20 protein-coding genes and 1 pseudogene are annotated in these 23,343 nt (G+C 42.3%); 8 read left to right on the top strand and 13 right to left on the bottom strand.

The window, feature by feature from the left end; translation table 11 throughout:
• The 5 genes and pseudogenes from DSM107010_RS38805 to DSM107010_RS27935 form a co-directional block, all read left to right on the top strand.
• On the top strand, positions 1 to 299 hold a 299-nt coding region (locus tag DSM107010_RS38805), incomplete at its 5' end, for a hypothetical protein (RefSeq protein ID WP_158631883.1).
• Positions 292 to 1,377: a hypothetical protein gene (locus tag DSM107010_RS27950; RefSeq protein ID WP_127024443.1), complete on the top strand. Its 1,086-nt coding sequence runs from the start codon at positions 292 to 294 to the stop codon at positions 1,375 to 1,377. The genes DSM107010_RS38805 and DSM107010_RS27950, both read left to right, overlap by 8 nt.
• Positions 1,378 to 1,480: 103 nt before the next feature.
• Complete coding sequence (locus tag DSM107010_RS27945) at positions 1,481 to 1,687, top strand: hypothetical protein (RefSeq protein ID WP_409197235.1); 207 nt, start codon at positions 1,481 to 1,483, stop codon at positions 1,685 to 1,687.
• A 2-nt stretch (positions 1,688 to 1,689) separates the two neighbouring features.
• A pseudogene (locus tag DSM107010_RS43170) lies at positions 1,690 to 1,955 on the top strand (type II toxin-antitoxin system RelE/ParE family toxin).
• A 164-nt stretch (positions 1,956 to 2,119) separates the two neighbouring features.
• On the top strand, positions 2,120 to 2,383 hold the full coding sequence (locus DSM107010_RS27935) for a hypothetical protein (RefSeq protein WP_199755789.1): 264 nt from the start codon (positions 2,120 to 2,122) through the stop codon (positions 2,381 to 2,383).
• A gap of 61 nt (positions 2,384 to 2,444) precedes the next feature.
• Here DSM107010_RS27935 and DSM107010_RS27930 read toward each other — a convergent pair whose 3' ends face one another.
• Both DSM107010_RS27930 and DSM107010_RS38800 read right to left on the bottom strand, forming a co-directional pair.
• Positions 2,445 to 2,726: an HU family DNA-binding protein gene (locus DSM107010_RS27930; RefSeq protein ID WP_127024434.1), complete on the bottom strand. Its 282-nt coding sequence runs from the start codon at positions 2,724 to 2,726 to the stop codon at positions 2,445 to 2,447.
• Positions 2,719 to 2,895, bottom strand: a complete 177-nt coding sequence (locus DSM107010_RS38800; protein ID WP_158631882.1) for a hypothetical protein — start codon at positions 2,893 to 2,895, stop codon at positions 2,719 to 2,721. The genes DSM107010_RS27930 and DSM107010_RS38800 overlap by 8 nt, the downstream gene beginning before the upstream one ends.
• A gap of 500 nt (positions 2,896 to 3,395) precedes the next feature.
• Between DSM107010_RS38800 and DSM107010_RS27920 the strand changes: the two genes are divergently transcribed.
• The gene (locus DSM107010_RS27920) at positions 3,396 to 3,776 is read left to right on the top strand and encodes a hypothetical protein (protein WP_106168237.1); all 381 of its coding nucleotides are present in this window, start codon (positions 3,396 to 3,398) and stop codon (positions 3,774 to 3,776) included.
• Positions 3,777 to 4,254: 478 nt separating this feature from the next.
• Here DSM107010_RS27920 and DSM107010_RS27915 read toward each other — a convergent pair whose 3' ends face one another.
• The 10 genes from DSM107010_RS27915 to DSM107010_RS27870 form a co-directional block, all read right to left on the bottom strand.
• Positions 4,255 to 5,439 (bottom strand): ABC transporter permease, encoded by a 1,185-nt coding sequence (locus tag DSM107010_RS27915; protein WP_106168238.1) that lies wholly within the window; start codon positions 5,437 to 5,439, stop codon positions 4,255 to 4,257.
• Positions 5,440 to 5,464: 25 nt separating this feature from the next.
• Positions 5,465 to 6,700, bottom strand: a complete 1,236-nt coding sequence (locus DSM107010_RS27910) for an efflux RND transporter periplasmic adaptor subunit (protein WP_241994366.1) — start codon at positions 6,698 to 6,700, stop codon at positions 5,465 to 5,467.
• A gap of 229 nt (positions 6,701 to 6,929) precedes the next feature.
• Positions 6,930 to 8,771 carry an ABC transporter ATP-binding protein gene (locus tag DSM107010_RS27905; protein ID WP_106168240.1) on the bottom strand — a complete coding sequence of 614 codons (1,842 nt, stop codon included), beginning with the start codon at positions 8,769 to 8,771 and terminating at the stop codon, positions 6,930 to 6,932.
• Positions 8,772 to 9,578: 807 nt separating this feature from the next.
• A complete protein-coding gene (locus DSM107010_RS27900; protein WP_106170103.1) occupies positions 9,579 to 10,685 on the bottom strand; it encodes an FG-GAP repeat domain-containing protein in 1,107 nt (368 codons plus the stop codon).
• Positions 10,686 to 11,231: 546 nt separating this feature from the next.
• Positions 11,232 to 12,500, bottom strand: a complete 1,269-nt coding sequence (locus DSM107010_RS27895) for a glutathionylspermidine synthase family protein (RefSeq protein WP_106170106.1) — start codon at positions 12,498 to 12,500, stop codon at positions 11,232 to 11,234.
• Positions 12,501 to 12,503: 3 nt separating this feature from the next.
• Positions 12,504 to 12,809 carry a hypothetical protein gene (locus DSM107010_RS27890; protein WP_127024431.1) on the bottom strand — a complete coding sequence of 102 codons (306 nt, stop codon included), beginning with the start codon at positions 12,807 to 12,809 and terminating at the stop codon, positions 12,504 to 12,506.
• Positions 12,810 to 13,063: 254 nt separating this feature from the next.
• On the bottom strand, positions 13,064 to 14,596 hold the full coding sequence (locus DSM107010_RS27885; protein ID WP_127024428.1) for a DUF1565 domain-containing protein: 1,533 nt from the start codon (positions 14,594 to 14,596) through the stop codon (positions 13,064 to 13,066).
• 1,602 nt (positions 14,597 to 16,198) lie between these two features.
• Positions 16,199 to 16,795, bottom strand: a complete 597-nt coding sequence (locus DSM107010_RS42475; RefSeq protein WP_106168547.1) for a calcium-binding protein — start codon at positions 16,793 to 16,795, stop codon at positions 16,199 to 16,201.
• A gap of 464 nt (positions 16,796 to 17,259) precedes the next feature.
• On the bottom strand, positions 17,260 to 17,541 hold the full coding sequence (locus tag DSM107010_RS27875) for a hypothetical protein (RefSeq protein ID WP_106168548.1): 282 nt from the start codon (positions 17,539 to 17,541) through the stop codon (positions 17,260 to 17,262).
• 81 nt (positions 17,542 to 17,622) lie between these two features.
• Positions 17,623 to 18,087, bottom strand: a complete 465-nt coding sequence (locus DSM107010_RS27870; protein WP_106168549.1) for a hypothetical protein — start codon at positions 18,085 to 18,087, stop codon at positions 17,623 to 17,625.
• Positions 18,088 to 18,537: 450 nt separating this feature from the next.
• On the opposite strand from DSM107010_RS27870, the gene DSM107010_RS27865 reads away from it, so the two are divergent.
• On the top strand, positions 18,538 to 18,888 hold the full coding sequence (locus DSM107010_RS27865) for a hypothetical protein (RefSeq protein WP_106168550.1): 351 nt from the start codon (positions 18,538 to 18,540) through the stop codon (positions 18,886 to 18,888).
• Positions 18,885 to 20,876: a sensor histidine kinase gene (locus DSM107010_RS27860; RefSeq protein WP_106168551.1), complete on the top strand. Its 1,992-nt coding sequence runs from the start codon at positions 18,885 to 18,887 to the stop codon at positions 20,874 to 20,876. Before DSM107010_RS27865 ends, DSM107010_RS27860 begins: the two co-directional genes overlap by 4 nt.
• A 12-nt stretch (positions 20,877 to 20,888) precedes the next feature.
• Here the strand turns inward: DSM107010_RS27860 and DSM107010_RS27855 are convergent, their stop codons facing one another.
• On the bottom strand, positions 20,889 to 21,551 hold the full coding sequence (locus DSM107010_RS27855; protein WP_106168552.1) for a response regulator transcription factor: 663 nt from the start codon (positions 21,549 to 21,551) through the stop codon (positions 20,889 to 20,891).
• Positions 21,552 to 23,343 lie beyond the last annotated feature (1,792 nt).

The raw sequence follows: 23,343 nt of genomic DNA, 5'->3' as shown, positions 1-23,343 counted from the left end.
AGCACGGTTTTGAAGGCGAGGCAGAATCGCGAGATTCTGAGGGGAGACTGCAACTCCCCGTCCTTAGCCAGCGGCAACAGATGGTGACGGTAAATCGGTTTGTCGTATCGGTTACCGAGTTCATGCGGCGGTCGCTCGACAGCTTTGATGTTAGACGGCAGGTGTGTGAGTCGGGATTGAGAATGTGCAAAGAGCAGATCGAAAAGATTAAGCAGAGAAAGCATCAACAACAGTACGATCGAGCGATGGCGATCGCAAGAGTAGGCAACTCCTTAGAGCAGGAATTTTGCTATGGATAGTCATACTGTGAGCAGCATGGATGTTGCTAGTTGCAATTTCCAAGTTGGCGATCGTGTGATGGTTGCGGCTCATCCGCTGTTGGCTGGTAGAAAGGGAGAAATCACTGCCCTTCCTTCTCCTGACGCGGGCATCGTAGCACTCGACAGTGGCGGAAGAGAAAGAATACCGCTATCGTGTTTGAAGTTGGCAGATTGTTTAATGTCAAACGATGTTCCCGTGGGAACATCGTTTAATATTGAAGTATTAGCATCAGCAGAAGATCGGATGAGCCAAGCGGAGGCGATCCAATGCGTCGAGCAGATCAACCATCATTGCCATCAAATTCGTTATCTGTTGGTCGAGCTAGATTCAAGAGGGGGATATTTAGCTTTGGGCTTTGCGAGTATGAGCCAGCTGATGAGATCCCAACTATTTGATAAAGCTCGCTCGACTCTACAAAAAGAATTGCAAGCCGGACGGATAGAGAAAGAGTATCTCAATCTTCCAGTCGGGACAATGCCAGAACGTCAGTTGCGCCCTTTGTCCAAGCTGAAGCCGGAACATTATTCGCTAGCGCTGTCCCAAGCAGGAGAAATCGCAGGCGATCGTCCCCTAACCGAGAAAGATGTTTCTGCTGCTGTTGCCACAATGCTGCTATTGGATAAGAATGCAGCAAAACGCAGTATTGTGGATGTGGTCAAGGAGCGCACCCACATTCCATTGTGCGAGCGCAGTCAGTGCCGAGTTGAGGATGCGATCGTAGTTCGGGGATTTAAAAACGCAGACTTACGACCCTACGATGGATATTGGGGGATCGTTCAACATATCAGCGAGCATTTCTACCACATTTATATTAGCCTGAAGGGTGAGACAATCCAGTGTAGGGAAGAAGAAGTGGAATACATGGAGATGAGTGATGGCGATCGCATTACTTTATTATCAGTTTCAGCGCGAATTAGCAACTTGTTGAAAGCCGAGTTGGAAGCGGTGGATTATGCGATTTTAGAGACGATGCAGCGCTCGTTATATTTGACACAGAGACAGATGAGGTACTTAGAAGTTATGGAAAAAGATTATGGTATGAGTAGCACTAGGTAAGTGAGATAAGATTGGGGTAAACCGTACTGGGTTAGCTTTTAACTCTAAAAGGCAAGCAGTGTAGTAAATTGCTTGAATAAACGCTTCGGAGGTCTTGCAGTTGATGATTTTTAGTGATGTAGTCGAGGTAATCAAAAGTCTCTCTACAGATGAGAAGCGCGAAATTCAACTGTTGTTGCAGCAGTATCTGCGTGAAGAGCGGCGTGAGGAGATCTACAATAACTTTAAGTTAGCGCAAGCTGAACAGCAAAAAAATGAGCTAAGGTTTTCTGCCAAGATTGAGGAATTGAAACAACTGATAGAGGAGTAACGGTGGAGGTCAGTTTCAGTTCTCCCTTTAAACGTGCTTCAAAAAGCGGATTCAAGGCAATGTAGAACTAGAGGCAAGGTTTTGGCAGAAGTTGGAACAGTTTACCATAGACCCATTTGCTCCAAGTTTAAAAACGCACAAACTATCGGGCAAGCTCAAGGAATTTTGGAGTTTTAGCGTAGACTACAACGAGAGAGTATTGTTCTACTTTATAGAAGAAGGAAAAGCTATGTTTGTAGATATCGGTAGTCATGATGAGGTATATTAAGCGACGGTATTTTTAGCATGATAACAAGTACTGTTAAGTTCACTGCTTAGCTCCGTAGTAAGCGCTCGAAACATGGTCTCAGAAAATAGAAAAGCTATAATTCAACCAAAAAGAAAAATTCACATGACCCGAGCAAGAGCGGAAATCCGCTGAAGTTCAACAAATTGCCCCAAGTCAAGCCAGCAGAGAATAAGAAGGTAGAAATTACACTAACTGACCAAAATGGAGTTGTCTTTACGGCTTTGATTAATGCAAAAAGTTGGCGTAAGGCAGAGGCGGACGCGGCTAATTTTAGTGAATGGGGTGGAGCTGTGAGTGGCAAACTGGGGCAGCGCACTGCTGATGGTTTTGAAGTCGTCGAAGCAGGAGTCAGGATTTTTGAGAAAAAATCTAAGGAGCCAGCGGCGGAAGCTGTCTCTACCAGTTAATGTTTGTTAGTTGCGCTTCGCACTTGGAGTGGAGAGCTATCCTGAGTCGAGCACGTGGAAGCTAACTGTTGGGAGCGACTTTATCCTTAAACAACTTGCCAGGAGCGAAGCCAGGAACGCGAGTCGCAGGGATTATCATCTTTTCACCAGTTTTGGGATTACGCCCTTCCCTAGCTAAGCGTTGGCGCGGCTCAAAAGAGCCAAAACCGACTAAAGAGACTTTATCGCCGCCAGACACAACTTCCACAATCGTCTGTATCATCGCACTGAGGATGAGATCGGCATCTTTCTTGGTGACGTTAGTTTTAGCTGCAATAACATCAACGAGTTCGGCTTTATTCATCGTAATTAAGGCTCATCAGGTCGCCGCTATTGTAGTGTAGGAAAAGGGCAATGGCAATTGCAGTGCCGAAATCTTCATGTCTCAAAGTGAAAATTCTCTGACATTCGGCTTTTTTAGTTGCATGTAGAAGTAGGGAATTGGAAGGAATATCAGAGCGCTCGCGCTGCATCGCTACAGTTAGTTTCAATCTTTTGTCATATAAGAGTGGAAATTTTTTGGTTCTATCCACAGAGACTGTGAAGCTCTGTAACTCAAATACGGAAATCCAAAACTATAGCGTGTATGAAGTGCTAGTGATTTGCTAAAAGATCTTAGGAAACTTTTTAGACAACTGCTTCTTATGGTGGAATCTGGCGTTAGGTTGTAATGCCTACACTCCTGAAAAGGAGAGATCCTACTCTTCTGAAAACGTGTTTAGGTTCTAGAGAGGGAAATTTAACTGATTATGGAATTACGAGCTAGTAATTGTCAATCTACATTGATTATATTGATTGTAATCGGTGATATTTTGAAAGTACTTCTACCTATGAAATACTAATAAATAATTATACTTTTTTAGCTATTAGTGAGAGCAAGATCGAACAAATGCCTGTTGTAGTGAAGTGTTAAGTCAGCTAATGGTTGGGAGAGTTTTGTAACTGAAGATTTTTTAAGTTAAGAGTAGTGAAGATGAACAAGAATAATGATGAACGCCAGCAATTTCCTTCTAATAATAAGCTAGATCCCGAGCAAATTGTCGTTGAAGTCTCTGTTGCTCCAAAGCCGCCTTATCAAGAGAAAATTCCTTCTGGATACGATCCTATGGGTGAAATATACCTACGTGGAAGAGCGTTTAGAGGCTTAGCCGGAGGAAAAATTCCTTGGTGGGTGCTGATTTCGGGCTGGATAATCTTTGGTGGTTTGGCTGTACTGATTCTGCTTCTAGCATTTACCTCAGCAGCTGTTGAATTACTACTAGTCTTATTGATTGATTCTATTCCTCTGATAATTCTGTGGAGAGGAACAGTTGCCAAGCTTTCCACCAAGAAGCAAAAAAGTCGGAGAAGATAGCTGATTTTCGATCGTAGTCGTCGCTTGTCTTGATAGAAATTTTCCAAGTATTACTCAACGGGAAAACTGCATTCTCGAATGGTAAATCCTGTATCATCACGACTTCAGGCTCTTACCAACATTAATGTAGTTGGGAGGCTTGGCTGATTCATCTATCGTAGCGGCTGAGTCTCTGGCTGCTTCACAATCTCTGGATACCAACATCAAGAAAGAACCCGAAGTTTTTGCAATTTTGCGACCTACTCTACCTTTACTCTAGGTAATAATGATAACCACAGTAGGGTTAAAGGGTGCAGTTAAATTATAGCAAGAGAAAATTACTGATTAAGGATAGGATGAATATTTAGTAATATTTTGATGCGAAAACTAGTATTTTGCCGCAGGCAAATTATCCTAATTCTCAATTAGATTTTTCTCCAGTTGTAACTTGACAGTGGCGCGCTGACAACCGTTCGTAGAAAAAACACAACTCAAATCTTTACTCAGATCGCAGGGCTTTGTCTGGTTCCATCTGGCTAGCTTGCAGGGCTGGAGATAAACTAGCTCCTATCCCTACTAGTAGCGCTGAACTCAATGCTAAGGCTACTACCTCCACCTGAAATTGATAAGGGAAATTAAAAGCATCAGCAATCGTTACCGTCAATCCATGTACTACTCCTGTAGCGGCTGTTCCTCCCAGTAGACTTAGCAATGTGGATTCGAGAACCAATTGCATGAGGATATTTGCCTGAGTTGCACCAATTGCACGCCGTAAACCAATTTCAGTTGTACGCTCCTTCACAGAGGCGATTGTAATATTCGCAATACCAACACCAGCGACTAACAGTGATATCGCTGCCACTACAGCCAGTGCTTGGGAGGAAAGTTCTAAAATCTTTTGCTGTTGCAGGATGTCTTCGACATTGTTCCAAACCCAAAAACTCCGACCTGGATAACGTTGCGCTAATAGTTGCTCAGCTTGATTGCCTAAGCTTTCAAGGACCTTAATCTCGTTTGGACGTATCCGGATAATGTGAATGGAGTGACTAGCTGTGAGAGCATTGTAAACTGATATGGGTACTATCACTTGTCCTTCAGGTGGTACGTCGCCCTCAAGTTTGGTCTGTACTACCCCCACGATTACATAAGGTCTGCCTTCTACATAAAGGTGCTGACCAATGGCTTGTTGTCCCTTAAACAATTTATTGGCGAGGAATCGATCGATCGCCGCAATCGAGCGATAACTAGTAAAGTCTGCCGTTGTGAAGAACCGTCCCGCAACCAATTTCCTTCCTGAGGCGAGTAAGAATTCCTCAGAGACTGCCAACACTAATGGATTTGCTTGTTCAAACTGAAATTCAACTGGTGAAGAACCTACCCAATAGATGGCACAGATCGACTGCCAGCCTGAAAGATTTCGGCGCAGAAATTCTATCTCTGTTAAATTCATCTCAGTTGACTGGGTGCTTCCTCGCTCTCTTCTTAACTCCAACATCACCTGAGGCAAGTCTCGCTCTGCTAGTTGGCGAGCAATGATACTACGGCTGATACTACCAACTTGAAGCGTCGCGCTAACTGCTGCTACACCCATAAAAATTGATAGCGCCGTTAGAAAAGAACGCAAGGGGTTGCCGCGTAGAGAGCAGCAAGTTAGTTTTAAGAGATCGAAAGCTGAAAGCCCCATAGTACGAACGCAGATAAAAGACGATTTACGAGCAACTGGAACTAAAGGATGTCTTGGGTAAGGAGTGATTGTGAGGAATTACAGGCATTCCAACTTCTAGTAGAAATTCCGGCGCAGGTAATATTACTTGTTCGTTCGGATGCAAGCCAGAGGATACCTCTGCCGTCAGTATTCCTTCCAATCCCAAGGTGATAAAACGTTTTTGAGCTTTGCCTCGCTCGTTGACCCAGACAAAAAGATTTGATTCAGAGCGCTGAATCGCCTCTAAGTCCAGAACTACTACGTTCTGCCGCTTTGCTAAAATAATTTCAACATTCACGCTGCTACCGGGAATTAGCATCCGAGTAGGAGTATTGAGTCGTACCATCGCAGGTACGGTTGGTTGACTTAATTGGTTGCGACTTGCCTGTCTTTGATTTTCTTCAGCCTGAGGATATAAGCTTTGAATTATTCCAGCAAACTTTTGCGATTCAGGACCAATAATGCTGATGCAAGCCGATTGATGAACGCGAACCTTGGTAGCATCGAACGTGGAAAGTTGAAGCTTGACCATGACTTGCGTGGGATCGCCCAAAGTAAGTAAGTCGGTACGCCGTTCGACCCCATCACCATTCTTCACGCTGACATCCAAAACCACACCATCGAACGGTGCAGTCACAACTGAGTCCTGTATTTGCTGCTGAAGACTTTGGCGCTCAAGCTGCAAGCTTTTCAGTTCGAGTGCTGCTACACGGGCATCTACCCAAGCGTCATGTAGTATAGCCCGAGCTGTACGAAGTTTGTCTTCTTGCTGCTGAACTCGTTGTTGTGCGACAGCTCCCTCAACCACTAAGGCTGCAAGTTTATGGAGTTCCCTTTCATCGGCACTCAAATGTTCCTGCGCTACAATAATTCTCTCACGGCTACGTGCTAGAATCAGATGCTGTCGCTGAATTTGCACTTGCTGCTGGGTAAGCGCAACTTGCCGCTCGGGATAGCGCAGAGCAATTAGCACTTGACCGGACTTGACCTTGTCCCCAGGTCGAACAAACACCCGCTCCACTGCACTTTCTGCTGGAGACTTCAGCGTCTGCTGATTGCGCAGTTGCACGATCCCACTTGTATTAAGTGTATTTTCGACAGTACCTAATTTAGCAGTAAGTAAGTTTACTTTAATTGACTTGGGGGGCTGTTTGAGAACTAGTTCGTGAATTATCCAACCACCTACACTTACTAAAACTAACGTACTTGCCCAAAGTAGCCGTCGAACTTTTGGCTTCAATTTATTCTTTATTTGTTGCCTACTCATGCGTATTGTGCTTAGGGGTTATACATTAATAAATTGAGCAGGTCTTGTTGTCCAGTCGAAGTGCAGTAAAGTATAGTTGCGTAATAAGAGTGAAGACCTATTCAATTTATTTTTGTAAGGATGTTTAGTCAATTTGCAATTTTCTTTAGATAAGTTCTAAAAACGTAGCCAAAGAAAATTGGTTATATGGATGTTTGGTTTCTTAGTTATATCCCTCTGCTTGTAATGAGAAAAGACGCGCATAACGTCCTCCAATCTCTAATAGCTGAGTATGAGTACCTTGTTCCACTAATTCTCCTGCTTCTAATACTGCAATGCGGTTAGCTATGCGTACAGTGGAGAAGCGATGAGAGATGAGAATCGCCATTCGGTTTTCAGTAACTTGATGAAAGTGTTTGAAAATATGAAATTCTGCCTCAGCATCCATAGATGCTGTTGGTTCATCTAGCACTAGAATATCCGCATTTTCTCGCATAAACGCGCGGGAAAGAGCGATCTTTTGCCATTGACCGAGTGAAAGTTCTCGCCCTCTCTTAAACAATCGACCAAGCTGAGCATGGAAATTTTCAGGTATTTTTTCAATGAAAGAAAGAGCCATACCTTTTTCAGCAGATTTTCGCCAGCGAGGTTCGTCATTGAGATGATTGGCATCTCCTACACCTATATTCTCTCCAACAGTAAATTGGTATTGAACGAAATTCTGAAAAATCACACCAATGCGCTGGGATAAAATTTCTCTGTCCCATTCCTGTAAATCTAGTCCATCTAGAAGTACGCGACCCTTATCTGGTACATATAACCGAGTCAATAGATTGATCAATGTAGTTTTTCCGGAGCCGTTTTCACCCACAATGGCTAATTTTTCTCCTGGTTTCAAATGAAGCGATACGTTTTTGAGTGCAGGTTGTGAAGTACCGGGATAGGTGAACCATACGCTCTCGAACCGAAGACCATCGCCAGGAATTAATCCTTTCACCGCTTGACCGGAAGATGTGGCGGTATTTTGCTCTAAAAAATCATAGAGATTAGATAAATAGAGATTGTCCTCGTACATGTCTCCAATTGAGCTTAAAAATCCAGAAAAAGTAGATTTTCCTCGACTAAATACCATCACGTACATAGTCATATCTCCTAAAGAGATCCGACCTGCAATAGCCTCAACTACAATCCAAACATATATTGCATAAAAAGCAATGCTACCGAGCATATCCATCAGATAGCTCCAGAACTCTCGGCTCAGGGTAAGATTTCGATCTTCATGATAAATCCGCTCGAAAATAGAGCGATGGCGTTCTAACAGTAACGAACCTAATTGATATAACTTAACTTCCTTCAACGAGCTTTCCCTAACGATCAAAGACTCTAAATAACCTTGCTCGCGGCTTTCTGGAGTCCGCCAGCAAAATAACCGAAAGGCTTCTCCTGCAAAGCGGGTTTCAGCGACAAAAGCTGGTATAGATGCTACCAAAAGCACAACTACAGTCCAGAGGGAAAACTGTAACAGTAGGAAGCTATAAGTCATAAGTGAGAGAAGATCCTGAATTAGTTCAAAGGTGCGCCTTACCAGGCTCAGAGGACGAGTTGAAGCTCCTCGGCGTGCTTGGCTCATCTTGTCATAGAGTTCGGAATCTTCAAATTGAATTAACTCCAGCGACAGTGCCTTTTCTAAAATCATGACACTTACTTTCTGTCCCAGCAAAGCTCGAAGTAAGGATTGGCATACAGATAAGCCTTGCTTGCTAATCGCTAGCAGTTCAACAACAATAGCCTCCAGTCCTAAGTAACCTAATGTCCTCCAAAGATCGCTCATCATCCCAGACTGAGTAGCTAATACGACTCCATCAATAATTAACTTACCCGCATACGCACTTGCTGCTGGTAAAAGACCTGCCACTAAAGTCAAGGAAGCTAGGATTATTGTCAGATTACGGCTAGTATCCCAAACTAGGGCTACTGCCCGCCTGCTATATTGAAATAGGGAAAGAGATTGATATAAATTCTGCCTAAGAATTCGCAATATTTTTTGGTTTCTTTGTACTTTCATACAACATTTTTATTTCATACAACAATGCATTTCAATTCTTGAATGATTTTTCTATTGATAGTCAAATTTACTATCATAATGAGTGGACGCTGTGAAATCCTCTAAAACTATAGAAATATAAGCCACTCGTTGAATCGATTAAAAATTAGTATTAATATCCTCGTTATTCTTAGATAAATTTGGCTAGTTTATTCTTGACATCGAGTCTTCAATTCTCGTGAAGTAACTAGACTGGGTACTATCAGTATCGGTATTGCTTTCTGAAAGCCTTTCCGTAGCCCTTCACATCAAATCCATATAACTAATGAGTAACTTACTTAGTAGCAGCTACTTTGCCTATTCAGAATAGAGGCGTAAGCTACCAGCTTTGTTTACTAAGATGTATTAATTGAATGCATACGAAGTCGTTCGACTTATGTTGCAAAGCATTAAAGAACTCTATATAACTTTGAAATAGATATATTACAATGTTATACTTAGCATTTGATAAAAATTTTACAACCTAATCTAATCGTTTACTAATGATGCTTAAAAATCAGATCTTTACTCTTACCACAAATTAATTCTTGTTCTGGTAGAAAGCTATTTCAATATTGAATCGTGGTTGTTTTAAAGAGTTCTCCACAAATGACGAAACTCTTCGCTCCTATTTCAATCCTACTCAAAAACCTACACCTCTATTTTACATCCAAGCAAACTGAACGAGATTTTTTCAATCGTATTTTGTTTTTCCGTATCCACTCGCTCACCTCTCAGAATTGATTGAGTAAGAATTCACAAAGATGTATCAGGCAAATAGCTAAAACACTATTCCGTCGGAATTAAAAGTGGCTTTATACTCCAATTCAGATTGACATTAGGCAGAGAGCCGCCTGCAAGGATGTTAGTGCCATCGATCAACCAGATGACGTTTGTACCTCCAGTACTGCGCCAGAGAATGTCAGCTCTAGCATCGCCATTGAAGTCAGCGATAGAAGTAACTTCCCAACTGAGATCTACATTAGGTAGAGAGCCACCTGCAAGGATGTTAGTGCCATTCATCAGCCAAATTATATTGTTGCCCGTTGCCTCGTTCCGCCATCCAATGTCCGCTCTACCATCGCCGTTGAAGTCACCTGTATCATTTAACCAGTCTGGATTGGCATTAGGCAAAGAGCCGCCTGCAAGGATGTTAGCGCCATTCATTAACCAGATGACGTTTGCACCGCCTGTACTACGCCAGAGAATGTCAGCTCTAGCATCGCCATTGAAGTCAGCGATAGAAGTAACTTCCCAACTGAGCTCTACATTAGGTAGAGAGCCGCCTGCAAGAATATTAGTGCCATTCATCAGCCAAATTATATTGTCACCCGTTGCCTCGTTCCGCCATCCAATGTCCGCTCTACCATCGCCGTTAAAGTCACCCGTATCATTTAACCAGTCTAGATTGACATTAGGTAGAGAGCTGCTTGCAAGGATGTTAGTGCCATTCATTAACCAGATGACGTTTGCACCGCCTGTACTACGCCAGAGAATGTCGGCTCTAGCATCGCCATTGAAATCGGCGATAGAAGTAACTTCCCAATCGAGATCTACATTAGGTAGGGAGCCGCCTGCAATGATGTTAGTGCCATTCATCAACCAAATTATATTGTCACCCGTTTCTTCATTGCGCCAGAGAAGGTCTGCCCTACCATCGCCGTTGAAGTCATGTGTTTCTGTCAAATCAAAGCTTACAGCTTTTGGAGTTACAACACCCACTATAATCAATGCTAACGAAATTGGGACAAGAAAAATACTTTCTATAGTTTGAGTAATTAACTGAGGGAAATTAGTTGTTGGTTTTTTCATTGTGTTAATACTATCTACATGATTTGCCAAGAAATTGTTGAGAAACGAAACAAATTTATGATTCAACTTCTGGAGTAAATACATAAGCTATCTCCTTAAATCATTTTTTATGTTTTTAGGAATAGTCTTGTTCTCTTAGTGAGGACAAACTACAAGCTTACATAAGCTAGCAATAACTTGCCATTTTGACAGACATCAGTTCAAACTTAATAAAATTTGAGCGTGAAGTAGTGGAGCCTTACTTCGCTTGAGTGCAGTAGCAAGCACAAGTATTTTTAAATCAATTGAAGTTTTAAAAACTTTTAAATGAGAGCAAAACTTACTATCAAGTCAAGAAAGTACTACATAGTCTTGCCTCAAAGTTTCATTAATATTTGACTTAATTTAGCTATAATATAACTTTATCTTGCCTTGTTTTTTATGCTTAAACAAATTCATATTTAGTAATATTGTACCAAGCATTGATTGACTTTATTGGTATTGTTAATTTAAAGAATGTTTGAGAGTAAAACAGCTTGCACAAAATCTAGATATTTTCAATAAGATATTTATAGTAGCTGTAGCTGAATACATTCTTGAATTCATCGATCGCGCGTCCAAGTTCCCCAATTCGAGCGACAACTGTAGTGCTTAAATTCCTATAGGACACCAATATGAGAGATCGTCGGTAATCGGTCCAGTTGACAACCTCAATCCGACTCCAGCGCTGGCGAATTCCTCTTCACCATTATTAATTAACCACGAACCCCATAATGCCGTCATTTCATTGTCTTCAATTTCTATTGTCGGTAGGTCTAATAAATCCTGATAGACGTAAGCCTGTGACGTGTACCATTCATTTTTGCCAGACCCCTCCACCAACATGTCCTGATTGTACACGGCATATCCGCCTTCTCCTTGCCGTCCCAGTATTGGCTTAGCGAAGTAGGAGTGACCGATGTTTTCTGCTAGCATTGAGGTTTTGGGAAAATATTCAAATACCGTAGCAGCGTCGCCGCCAAAGAAATCCCATCCTAAATCGGTAATCAGGCTAAACAAGCTTTTTGGTTGCAGCACAAAACCAGACGCAAAGTTAACTAACACGACTTTTTGTTTTAAGATCAGCTGCTCCAGGCTATCCCACAGCAATTTGCCCTGCTCGTCTCGGTCGTGAATCGCCCACTCCAACGGATACCACATAAATAAAATGTCAATTTTGGTGTTATTGCGAGTGTAGAATAGTCCAACGTTCTCTTTAATGCCTAAAAACTCTAGAGGGAATAGCAGGGAAGTGGCATTGCAACCTTTCAGGTGTTGGGATAACCAATGCATCGTTCCCATATCTTCTACATTATTCAATGCCGTGAACCCTACCGTACATTGGTTAACTTTCTTACCGAGTTTTTGAGCTGCTGTTTCTAGTTGTTTGTACAAGCAAGTTGGAACTAACTCTTTGGCTTCGGGATTTGGATCGCCTAAGTTGAAGTGATGAGCAGCAAACCGATTTCCTTCCAAGCACTCAAACCAAAAACTGGGAGTCTGGCAATTGATCTCGACGATCTTCTTGTCCCCAGTCAATTCATTCCAACACCAATCTAGCCTCATGGCGAATGGCAGTGAGGAATCAGCCTTGATAACACGCAGAGATCGCTTGGGAAATCCTAAACTCAAGAGAGTTTCGTCGTCGAACCCCCTCACAACTTCCCAAGTCTTCTTGATGACACTGCCAGCAGCCCTAGTTGCTCGTTTAATTTCTCTTACCATTGAGGAACTGACTTGATGGCAGTGATACATTCCGTACGGTTGTTGCTCCTGAAGAATAGGAAGCCCAGTTTCGTCATCAATCGGGGCAACGTTGTACCACTTCAACCCCATCTGCCGGAAAAATCGATTTCGATTGGGATGTTCTAATGCTTTCACAGGTTAACCTAGCCCAAATCCACCACGTCCAAAACTACCGAAACCCGTTTTCCCACCAAAGAAGGGGCTGCCTTGAGTACGTGGGGAATTAGGAGAGACACGAGAAGATCTAGAATTAGTATTGCTTCGCTCGGAAGTGCTGCCGCTTCTACCACTACCGGTTCGGATAAATCCGCCACCGTGATGTCCTTGACCTAATTCTTTGCATTCCGGCGATTGCGGCTGTTGGCGACAGACTCCATCGTTTCGAACTATAGGCGTTGGTGTACAGGCAGTGAATAGAGCAGTCGTTACAAGTGCAACTGTCAATTTTAGTAGGTTGGGTTTTAGCTTGTCCATATTATTCCGACTACAACATAATCCTTTAGGATTCCGCAGAAGTCACGTTTTAGAAAGTCACAACAGAGCAGACTAAAACTTCTACAACTGCATGAATCAGGCGAATTTTAAAAATAAACTGTTGGTCATGTGATAAATTTCTGGCTAATAGCGCTCGAACTTGGCAGTGACAAATAGTTACAATAGACAATCAACACGTTTGCAGAATGATTCCTAGAATCACCTCAAAAAGGGGTTTCCTCTTTCTCACCCACAAACCACAACCCCTTTGCTGGAGCCAAACTTTCAGCTACTGCTGCTAAAGAAACGAAAGGCTGTCCTTGAGATTCTCGTACTGCCCTGCCCAACCCAGGCACGTCAAAAGCGACTAAATTTTGCAAAACTTCAGTCGCTTTTTGCGCCATCTCTGGATTGAGGCTGAGAACTAGATTATTCTGAGTACAACTAGACTGGCTCTCCTTAACCAAGCAAACCCCTGGTTTTTGATCGACTGCACCGACTGTCAGCAGTAAGTTCTTCAGGTTACCGCCATTTTCCGCCACCAGCTGGTTCAAACGTTGCGTTACGACTTGGCATAGCTGTTCGGGAGTTAAATCAGTTGGTACTAAGTCTCGATTCCAAGTCAGCGTCGGTTGCGGGATCGATGCACTCCCTTGCTGGGCGATCGCTGTGATGCCAGCGCCCATCTTAGCGCAGCTAAAGCTAGTAGCTTGCTCCTCTGGAGCCGGAATTTGAGCCACAGCAGGAGTTCGAGCTGGAGTAGAAGCCCCACCAGTTACCGACTGGGTACCTTCAACTCGGTCAGTAGGAGTTGGTGCAACTCCTTGAGGGACTCTAGAGATTAACTGCTCCTGGAAACCATTATTCTGTAAGTCGTTGTTGCCCACTTTCGGCTGGGCTTCACCGATGACGACTAATCCATATTCGCTGTTGTTAGTAATCTGATTGCCTTGTAAAGTTGGACGAGCTTTTTCTGTTACGACTACACCATTTCTGCTCTCTCGAATCTGATTGTCTGCTACTAATGGAGCCGAGCTACCACCAATAGCCAAACCGAAACCATTGTTTTGGAACACGTTGCCCTGAATGTCTCCTTTTGCCGCTCCAGTGACAGAAATCCCATTCGCCTCGTTGTTTGTCAACAAATTGTTTTGAATTTTGGGATTGGCAGTGCCAGTGACAAAAATGCCTTCTCGTTTGCTATTAGTGAAAGTATTGCGACGAATAATCGGATTGGTAGACTCTACCCAGATGCCAGTACCGCGCGTGTTGGGATTAGTAATAGTGACACCGCTGATTTGACTATTTCCAGCAGCTACAACAGTGCTATTTTGGCGCGTAAAGAAGATCTGGCTCGAATGCTCTCCGCCGCCAACGATCGCCACTCCTTCACCCTGCTGGGATTCGTTCCCTCTGAGGAACACACCTGGCTTGAGTTGGAGTGGAAAAGTTTCCCCAGTTTGATACTGACCAGGAGCTAATTGAATTACCGTGCCTGATTCTGCTTGTTGTAGGGCGTAGGTAATTGTTTTCAAGGGAGTAGATTCCCGCGTGCCAGCAGAAGCGGAGTTTCTACCTTGTTGTGGATTGACATACAAAATGTGCTGTTGTGCGAGATTTGCTGGTTGTGCGATCGTTTCTAGCGTTACTACTTGCAGGTTAGCTAGAGCAGTTGAGGGTACGGCGTTGGAAAAAACTAGCGTGCCGCTTAATATACAAGCAGATGTTAATACTCGATGAGTGTTCTGGAATTTCATGTTTCTACAGAAGTTTTTTAAAGCCGTAAGATATCACTGTTCTGAGTAACTACTACTGCAATACTATTAATTTAAGTCGGAACAAAAACTATTAGATATCAGATGTAGGAACAAATAATTCTCCTTACTCTGAATGAATGTATGTAGTATTACAAACTATTACTCATTTTTAAATCGATTCTTCAAATTCATAACAATATGTAAATGGATTAATAACTCTTATTCATGTCAGCTTTAACCTAGAAGAACGGCTATTATACAAACTCTTCATCTGATTTGCTTTTTTAAGCAGAGATGAGGTTAAATATTCGATATAGCAGACTAGAATTTAGGCACTAAATTTATTTTTGTCTAACGGTAGATCTACTAACAAATTTACTCGAAGTTAAAAGTAGTTGTGTTAGAAGTCGATCCTAAAGGGAAAAACTTTCTTGTTGCTTGTCCTAAACTATTATATTTCATACGTGTGGCTTCTAAACCCACATATTCAAAAGTTTCTCGTGTGTGTACGCAAAAATCTTTTCCACTTCTATTATTTCCACCACTCCAAGAGCTTGTATCTCCTTCTCCAAAGAGCCACTTACTTATTGCTAAATTAGTCTCATTGTTGCTAGGAGATCTAACAGGTATATTAATACATCGATCGCGTTTGGCATTCCACCAACCTCTAGAGATAATATTTTTGGCTCCTGAGCTACGACCATTTACTTATACTAATGGTTTCTGGAATATCAGTTGCCAACGCAACATAAATAATTTCCTCAGTTGGCTTGTTACATACTTTAACTATTTGTTTTTGAAATGATCGCGCTTGAAATGATGGCGTTCCTGCAAGAATATGGCTCCGGCAACTAAAACTGATATAATCCCAAATTCCGCACTCATGTGTTGCTTGATAGGAAAAGACTTTCCTATCAAGATAGGAAGTAATAATGATGCGAATAGATTAAGAGATATAAAAGATGAAATTTTATTATACCTCATTTACTACCTTGTTTGTAAATCAAATTAGCGATTGTATTTTGACGTAGCGCTAAAATTTCAGGCACTCGTTCAACTCAATAGTATTTTCTATTACTCGTGGATAGCTTCACAATTATTTTCTTATTAAAACTTGGATATTTCAAATCTCACTTGTTGCTTGAAAGCGCCCTAATCGCGGCGCTGCATCGCGTTACTGATTTAGAGAAACTTGTATCATGGAAAGTACCCTGGCAGCTAAAACCGAATTCTCAATAGTGCTTTTCAGCCTGCTTGAAAGCGTGGTTCTGGGCTTTTATGGTTACTATCTTGGTGAAGTGACTCTTGTCACTATCCCGTTCAGAAGATGATCTAACAAAACCAGCCCAGGCAGGATTCTCTTCACGAGTTGGTTCTAGAGTTGATATTGACTCTAGAAAGCTTTGTTTTGCCTACAAATTTCCATGGTACATAAATTCTCACCATTTTTGGTGTTTTTAGCCTTTACAGGTGGAACAAAAAGTTTCTCAGAAGAGATTAGAATACAAAACTGCCACAGCGCAATGGATTGTTTTACTACCAATGGTAATTAAGAGTATAGAACTGAGTACCTGAGAAATTAGCAACTGCGAAAGCTCTCACTTATACAAAAATAAAGTCTCTTGAGAGTGAGATATTAGTAGTGTCTTTCACAAGACCAATTAAATCCGTGCCCTGGAAGAAGATTGCTGTATCACCACCCCATATAGATCTTTGATCGAGAGAGTAGTCACTGATACTACCAAAAAGCTGGATCTTATCGCCCTCTGCAATATTGAAATCTACAATCTCAGCGTTAGAAACTGAGCCTCTATAGTAGACAGTACCGTTACCAAGGATAAAAGTATCCGCACCAGTGCCACCGATGAGGGTGTCTACTTCATTTGTACCGAATGCAAGCCCTCCACCGTCAAGAATATCATTGCCACCTCCACCTTGAAGAGTATCGTTACCAGATCCGCCAAACAATGTATCATTACCAGTACCACTATCTCTCTCAACAAAGTCTCCAAAGATAGAGTCATTGCCATCTTCGCCTAGAACTCTGTCATCGCCGTTGCCGCCTAGAAGAGTATCATTGCCACTTTGACCTAATAAGGTGTCAGTACCACTTAAACCTGTAATAACGTCATCTTCTGGAGTTCCTAATAAAAAATCGTTCAGAGAACCCGGATTTTGATCGCCAGTAATTGAAGCCATTTACTTGCTCCTTGTTCTTAAACTTCAATCTTTAAATTCTGACCAAATAGAGAAAATATGTATAACCTAAAAGGTTATAACGTTACAAAAGCTTATTGATTACAGAAAAACTCTTGAAAAGAAAATCAATAAGCAAACACCTAAGATGTCAATAAATCTCTTTCTTGATTTAACTATCCATTTGATAATGGGTGACTCTAGCCAATGCAATCGTTCAAAGACTTTTTCTTGCGGCTTCACATTCTTGGGCAGCTTCTTTTTGACTTTCATTTTCTTTTTTGTTTTCGCATAAGCCGAGTACTTCTCAGCATTACTTACTTGAGGTGCTTAAGGGTGGAAAGCTTTCAGAAGATTGCCCAAGATGTGGTTCTTGCTTTTGAGCGTCTATTCCAAATCTAACAATTCCTGATCTAGTATTGCTCTCTCAAGCTTATCGAAAGAAATTATTTATGGAATAGACATTGCTAAATATTTGGTACTGTAGCAACGCTGATCTTACCTTCCTCAATCACAAAACTATCTTCTGGAGTTGTGGCATTAATGCTGCCAATTCCTTCTACATCAATCTGGCAAGTACTTTCACATACTGTCTGCGATGCTCCAGCCGCTAGGTCAATTTCTTCTGTATTCTCCCCTTCTGTAATTGTGACTTTATGAGGCTGGCTATCTCTATTTTCTAGCTCGACTGCAAAAGCACTCGTAGTGCTAAGTAAAACAATTCCTAAAGCTATAACGATCTTATTCATTTCTTCTTCTGGTGTTATTAACTGCGTGTTTTAGCGAAATCGACAACTAAAATACTACACAAACCCATTTTTCGTATACTTTTACCTCTTCCTATATGTTGCTAATGCATATTCACATTGTTCAGCTTGGCAGGTAAACATCTCAACTTGTGCTTGATGTTGCCCTCGTTGCTTTGCAGGAAAAATAACATAGGCTATTTCCTCATTAGACCTATCTTGAGCGCGTGGCTTAAATCGTTTGCCCTGACGATTCAATATCTCTAAATCAGTGTCAAGAGCTTGTTCGTCACCAACTACAACGAAGCAATAACTCCGCCCTTGTGTTAGATTATAAGGCTGTTCAATCTTACTTTTTGATGCTAGATAACCCTTGCGTACAGGTCCTACACGTTGATAATTTCCTGGTTGGCATTTTTCCGTGGCTACTGAGTTTAAATCTGCCTCATCTATACTGACTTGAGCTTGGGCAATGCTAACTACAGGTACTAAAAGTGTAATGCCGAGAAAAAGAGAGAGCGCGGATTGAATCTGAGTGATTTTACGCATTTTGTTCTCCTGTTAAAACAATTTCTTCCACACGCCTAACCTTTAGAGGTTTTTCAATCAGCAAATCTAACTTGGAACCAGCATCTTTGTGGCAGCCTCATTAGGTTGCTTCGGATTAATCTGAATACTTTAGATTCCGAAAAACTAGTCTCTCTACAAAACAGGGAAGGCAAGAAGAGAAGTAAAAAAACGCTTTTTTCTAGCAAAAAGTTACTATTTCTTGCACTTGGTGAATGTTCAAACTGAGCGATTTGCACTTGGTTGAATCAGTCTCAACCTTATGTTGACTATCCTATATATTTTGTACGACCCGAACCAGAGGGAAAAGCGCAAATAAAATTGCGTGTTTACGCAAGTCTCTTGAGCGAAATCTAAGCTAAATTGTAAAGGGCTAGCTATTTCTAAGCGGGGAGCGCGATACCTGCTCTGCAATTAAGGAAAATTCCACTTATGGGTATCTTTTCCGGCGCTACGCTTTGTCAAGCACTCTTATTACTAAGCCTGCTCAACTTTCCCTCCAATGCTAGCCAAATTTGGGAAGGCACGGGACGGGTGATTAGTGGAATTGGGAAGGGAGGTTCAGTGGAGCTGCGCTTAGAAATTGATGGAGAGGTTGTAACATCTCTCTCTGGTCCTCCATTACATGGGATAATACAAACAACTCCTGACTTAAACGGGACAATCGAAACACAAACAGGGACTTGGTATATAGAGCGATGTGGTGAAGAGCTGTGTGTCAATTTGCAGCAGCATCACCCCAAGCAAACAATCTTCTACCGCCTGATGCTGAAGAATCCATGAGCAGAAGATTGAATCTCCTCAACATTTGGCTCCTAGCAGGAGTTGGTTTGAGCGCTTTTTGGAGTGTAGTTTTGAGTGCAGTTTTGAGCCAGTTACCCCTGGTGGGGCAACTAGAGCTGAGAATTCAAGACTATTTGACACGACTCCACAAACCAAGCGTTCTACCGAAAGAAATCTTATTAGTGACAATCGATCGCCCGATTGCTAGACCAGAACACAACTTCTACGCCGAGCTAGTTCAAGCACTGATTCATAAAGGCGCAAAAGTTGTCGTCTTAAATTTACCTAATTCGATCAGGCGACCTTTAGATAGTCGGTTAGAAAATTCTCTCAAGCAGGCGATCGCAAAATATTCAGACCAAATCGTCTTAGTGACGTATATCAAAAGGCGCTCTCATCCACTTCCTGCAGTATTATCTGTGTACCATCATCTGCTGCCGTTCGATCGCCAGAGCATCAAACCGCTAATTGCTCCAGAGCAGGTGCATGGTTTTTTTGAATCCGAGGTTGATGTTAAAGATCTGTCTAGTCCAGCTCGCCAAGCGCACTTGGCAGGAGATTTCCACTATGTAGAAGACTTTCACCGGACGCACCAAGTCAAATCGGTGGCGGCGATCGCTTTAGAAAAATTTTCTTCACATGCAGCCAACCCAGCAATCGTTCAAATTATCGAGAACGAGAACACACCTCTAACTCAAATTGCTGTGAATATCAACTTCTGGGGTCCGGCGGGAACATTTCCCCGCCTCAAGGTCTCATCTATCTGCGCTGCGGCTGCGCCATTGAAGCGATGTAGCGTGACTCCTACTCATCAAGTCAGCCAGCAAGTTCGCCACAAATTAGTCTTGCTCGATCTACCCAAGGAATATTTAACTTCGTTGGGAGTGCTGTCTCCGTTTGGCGATCGCATGTCGGTTGGAGAAGTGCAAGCAAATCTCATCGCTAGCTTAATGACAAATTCATATCTTAAAACAACTCCTAAATGGTTCGATCGCACGATTAACATGCTGGGAGCCATTTGTCTTGGTCTACTCGTCACTGCTGGGATAGTCGAACGCAAAACCAAATCTATTCGCCCCAAAATTTGGTTATTTGGGGGAATTTTAGGAAGCTATACTAGTTTAAGTCTTTTAGCCGCTTGCCAGGGGTCGATAATGCCGCTAGCAACACCAATCTTGATTTGGCTAGGTTCGGGCGTTTTAGTCGCTGTCTGCTTACAACTGGCATGGAAACAGCATCAGCTGCACCAGCAGCGACAAGCACTAGCAGAACGACAGGCAGCCCTGTTGCAAGCGCGGAAACTACTGCATCGAGTGGTGACGGACATACATGACGGTCCGCTCCAAGAACTGAAGTTGGTGATGGATGGCATAGAACTGCTAGCGATCGACCATCCAACTGTCAATCCCAACCCTTTGTTAGATCGGCTAGAAGCAGTTGGACGCGAGCTGCGGGTTCAGTTGGGTAATACTCGCTTGATGGCAGAGAAATTGGCGGTGACACCCGAACTAGAAGCCGGGTTAGTGCGGGGGATGCGCCAGCATTTGCAACAGTTAGTCAAGAGTGGAGAATTGAGCTTAAGGATTCAGGATAACTTGCACCCCCTCCTGGAACCGGAATCGGATAGTAGCTGGCTCGATGCGCGTGAAGATATTTTTCGTTTCTTCAAAGAGGCGATCGCCAACGTCATCTACCACGCTCAACCCCCAAATGGTTCTGCAACCGAAATCTCCGTTAGCTTGACTCAGCGAGGAACTCAATGCACGCTACTGGTGGAGAATAATGCCATTCAACCTGCTGCCTCTCCTTTAGAAAGCACCAATAGAAGAAAGCTTAGTGGTGGGTACGGTACTAAACTGATGGCTACGATTGCGGCAGAACTACCAGGCGGACACTGGGAGCGCATTCCCCGAGTAGATGGAGGGATGCAGGTGAGGCTGATTTGGACTTTGGACGCTACTGCACGGAGCAAAACCGAAGATCGCTAAACTCACCTTGGTTCAGCAAACAATTAACTTGCGATCGATCGCCGCCATACAAACAGCGACGCGAGAGTTGGTATTTTGTCCGTCGAGCGGCTCAATGTCCAATTTTGCCTTGAGGCGCTGCACGTAATTCTGAGCTGTTTTGTGGGAGACGTGCATTTGCTGGGCGATCGCCCGATCTGACAGCGCTTGATTGCACAAAAGATCGAGAATTTCCAACTCCTGTTGGGTGAGTTGCATTTCCTTCATCAAATCGCGATGAATTTTCAGTTGTCCGGCTAGAGCGCAACGAGCGCCTTCCAAGAAAGCATTTCGCCTTTCCATCTTGTTAACAACAACAAAACCACCTTGGTGATTCCCAATCTGCGCTATCAGTTGTCTGAGGCAGTTTGGTTCGCTGCTATAAACGAGGATGTTGACTGTGGGGTAGCACTCGAAAATCTGTTTCAACATTGCTAAACCTGGCTTGGCTGATTGCCCACCCCCTACCGTACCAAATTGCAGATCGATGACTAATAGAGCGGGGATTTCTAGCTCTAGCTGCTCGATTCCCTGCTGAGGTGTATTTACACCAACACAGGTACACTGAGGTTCTAGTATTTGTAAAAACTCACAGTTGTTCTGATTGACTTCAGGATGATCTTCAATCACCAGAAAAAAACGCTGCTTGCAGTTCATGAACCGAAAGTATTTTTAAGTTAATAATTTGCATTTGCTAAAAGGTAAAGTTGACTCGGCTCGATTGCAAGGTAAACTCTAGTACGAGTCAGTGCTGAACTGAGTTTTTGATGCCAACTCAATTAATTTAAAGCTGCGTCGTCTGAGCAGAAAATTATCTTGCTAGTAATTCACAGCTTGCCTAAAAGAAAAGAGCTGAATTTAGATTTGAGATTTTTCAGCTAGAAAACCTAACTAAAACACAGTGTCTTTGAAGTAGCCAAATTGAGACTGTTTCGGAACACTCTCAATCTTCTAGATACTAGGAAGACAACCCGCCGATGAAAATTACTCTCCTCCAACAGCAGCCAAAATAATCTTTCCTGATTCAAGCTAGAAATTTTACTGAAGTACTCAGCAATTTGGCTAAACTAAATCAGAGATTTATGACTGCTTTTTTGGCGCTCTTCATCGTCTCACAGTTTCTTAGAAATTGTGCTGTAGCCTAGTCAACAAGCGGTAGCGAGTCAAAGGTAATACTACCATGATTTTTAGAACTCCTATAAGTGGTGAGTTTCTCTTTGGTAGATCCTGCATGACCAAATCTTTTATTTTAAAATAACGATACTTAACTGTTTACTAACTTTTTAGCATACTCCCCCAGGGGATATTTACCAAGGGGATTGTCTGTTTCGTTACAAAGAGTAATTATTAATCTCGCTAAATATATAAAATTAGTAATGCTTGAAACAGTCTAACTTTTAAGCCCCAAGCTAAAACCTCTACATGCCAAGGAAAAAACTCGACTGCAAAGAATGTGTCAGCGGTTGCTTAATAGGAAAAAAACAAATTAGATGAGATAAGCAAAATAAATTCATAAACATCTTGGCTCTCAAACTAGTTTAACTAATTTGAGATGATACGAGTATTCTTAAATATAGTTAGGAACTCAATCTGTTTCCTCTGAACTAACTTTATCTCGTTTTCTTTTTAAAGCTAAAATAAATTCACGTTTAGCAATAATGTACCAACTGCTCGCTTTAGTTCATTGGTATCACTAAAATATTAGTATTCTCAATCTACAGGGGATATGCATGTATGGATAAACTTCGTACTTCAAATTTTCGAGATCGTTGCTTATTTGAGTCTAGTTAAAATCGTTCGTCTGCCATCAAGAAAAATTGGGGATATACTACTTTAAAACACCTTCTCCTACTACTTTTGGCTGATTAAACCGATGTGTCTCTGCGCGTACTTTTCCCTCGTGTATAAATCTTAATAATTTCTGAGCTTAGAAAAGAGTAGATTAGATTCAAAAGCCCTTTCAAAGGAGCTTAGTAGAGAAGATCGTGAATAGGCTATTTCTTGCTCGTTTGCTTCTCGTAGTACTTGGCTCCTCGCATATAAGCTAGACTCTCAGTCTTAAACTTATCTACAACTCTATTTTTTATAGGGCAGCTCTATGAGTTGTAGAGATAGCTTTGTGGAGTCAAAAATGTATGTTAAGAGAAAACCTTTAACATTATCTCAGTTTTCACAGAATCTCTTGAACGAGCGCGGCACCGCTGGATCGTGCCATTTGGTCCATAGTGGCAGAAAACGGTCGTCTAGCAACAATCATAGCCGTACTGTGTCTGAGAATATCAAAACTTATGTTCGGCGATCGTCATAGCCTAGAGCGCTCAGATCGCTAACTTCTAGCATTAATTGGGAAATTTAAGACATGAAACTACTAAAACCGATAGAACCGATCGCAACACTTTTTTTTGTTGCAGACTTACTACTCGTAGGAATTCTCCCCGCTACCGCTAGT

This window comes from Chroococcidiopsis cubana SAG 39.79, assembly GCF_003991895.1.
Classification (GTDB): Bacteria; Cyanobacteriota; Cyanobacteriia; order Cyanobacteriales; family Chroococcidiopsidaceae; genus Chroococcidiopsis; species Chroococcidiopsis thermalis.
The sequence above is the reverse complement of the archived record's forward strand: the minus strand, read 5'-3'. Positions and strand labels throughout refer to the sequence as shown.

Coding starts and splice junctions, on each gene's coding strand:
- DSM107010_RS27950 (WP_127024443.1), top strand. CDS start 292: ATGGATAGTCATACTGTGAGCAGCATGGATGTTGCTAGTTGCAATTTC.
- DSM107010_RS27945 (WP_409197235.1), top strand. CDS start 1,481: ATGATTTTTAGTGATGTAGTCGAGGTAATCAAAAGTCTCTCTACAGAT.
- DSM107010_RS27930 (WP_127024434.1), bottom strand. CDS start 2,726: ATGAATAAAGCCGAACTCGTTGATGTTATTGCAGCTAAAACTAACGTC.
- DSM107010_RS38800 (WP_158631882.1), bottom strand. CDS start 2,895: ATGCAGCGCGAGCGCTCTGATATTCCTTCCAATTCCCTACTTCTACAT.
- DSM107010_RS27920 (WP_106168237.1), top strand. CDS start 3,396: ATGAACAAGAATAATGATGAACGCCAGCAATTTCCTTCTAATAATAAG.
- DSM107010_RS27915 (WP_106168238.1), bottom strand. CDS start 5,439: ATGGGGCTTTCAGCTTTCGATCTCTTAAAACTAACTTGCTGCTCTCTA.
- DSM107010_RS27905 (WP_106168240.1), bottom strand. CDS start 8,771: ATGAAAGTACAAAGAAACCAAAAAATATTGCGAATTCTTAGGCAGAAT.
- DSM107010_RS27900 (WP_106170103.1), bottom strand. CDS start 10,685: ATGTATTTACTCCAGAAGTTGAATCATAAATTTGTTTCGTTTCTCAAC.
- DSM107010_RS27885 (WP_127024428.1), bottom strand. CDS start 14,596: ATGAAATTCCAGAACACTCATCGAGTATTAACATCTGCTTGTATATTA.
- DSM107010_RS42475 (WP_106168547.1), bottom strand. CDS start 16,795: ATGGCTTCAATTACTGGCGATCAAAATCCGGGTTCTCTGAACGATTTT.
- DSM107010_RS27875 (WP_106168548.1), bottom strand. CDS start 17,541: ATGAATAAGATCGTTATAGCTTTAGGAATTGTTTTACTTAGCACTACG.
- DSM107010_RS27870 (WP_106168549.1), bottom strand. CDS start 18,087: ATGCGTAAAATCACTCAGATTCAATCCGCGCTCTCTCTTTTTCTCGGC.
- DSM107010_RS27865 (WP_106168550.1), top strand. CDS start 18,538: ATGGGTATCTTTTCCGGCGCTACGCTTTGTCAAGCACTCTTATTACTA.
- DSM107010_RS27860 (WP_106168551.1), top strand. CDS start 18,885: ATGAGCAGAAGATTGAATCTCCTCAACATTTGGCTCCTAGCAGGAGTT.
- DSM107010_RS27855 (WP_106168552.1), bottom strand. CDS start 21,551: ATGAACTGCAAGCAGCGTTTTTTTCTGGTGATTGAAGATCATCCTGAA.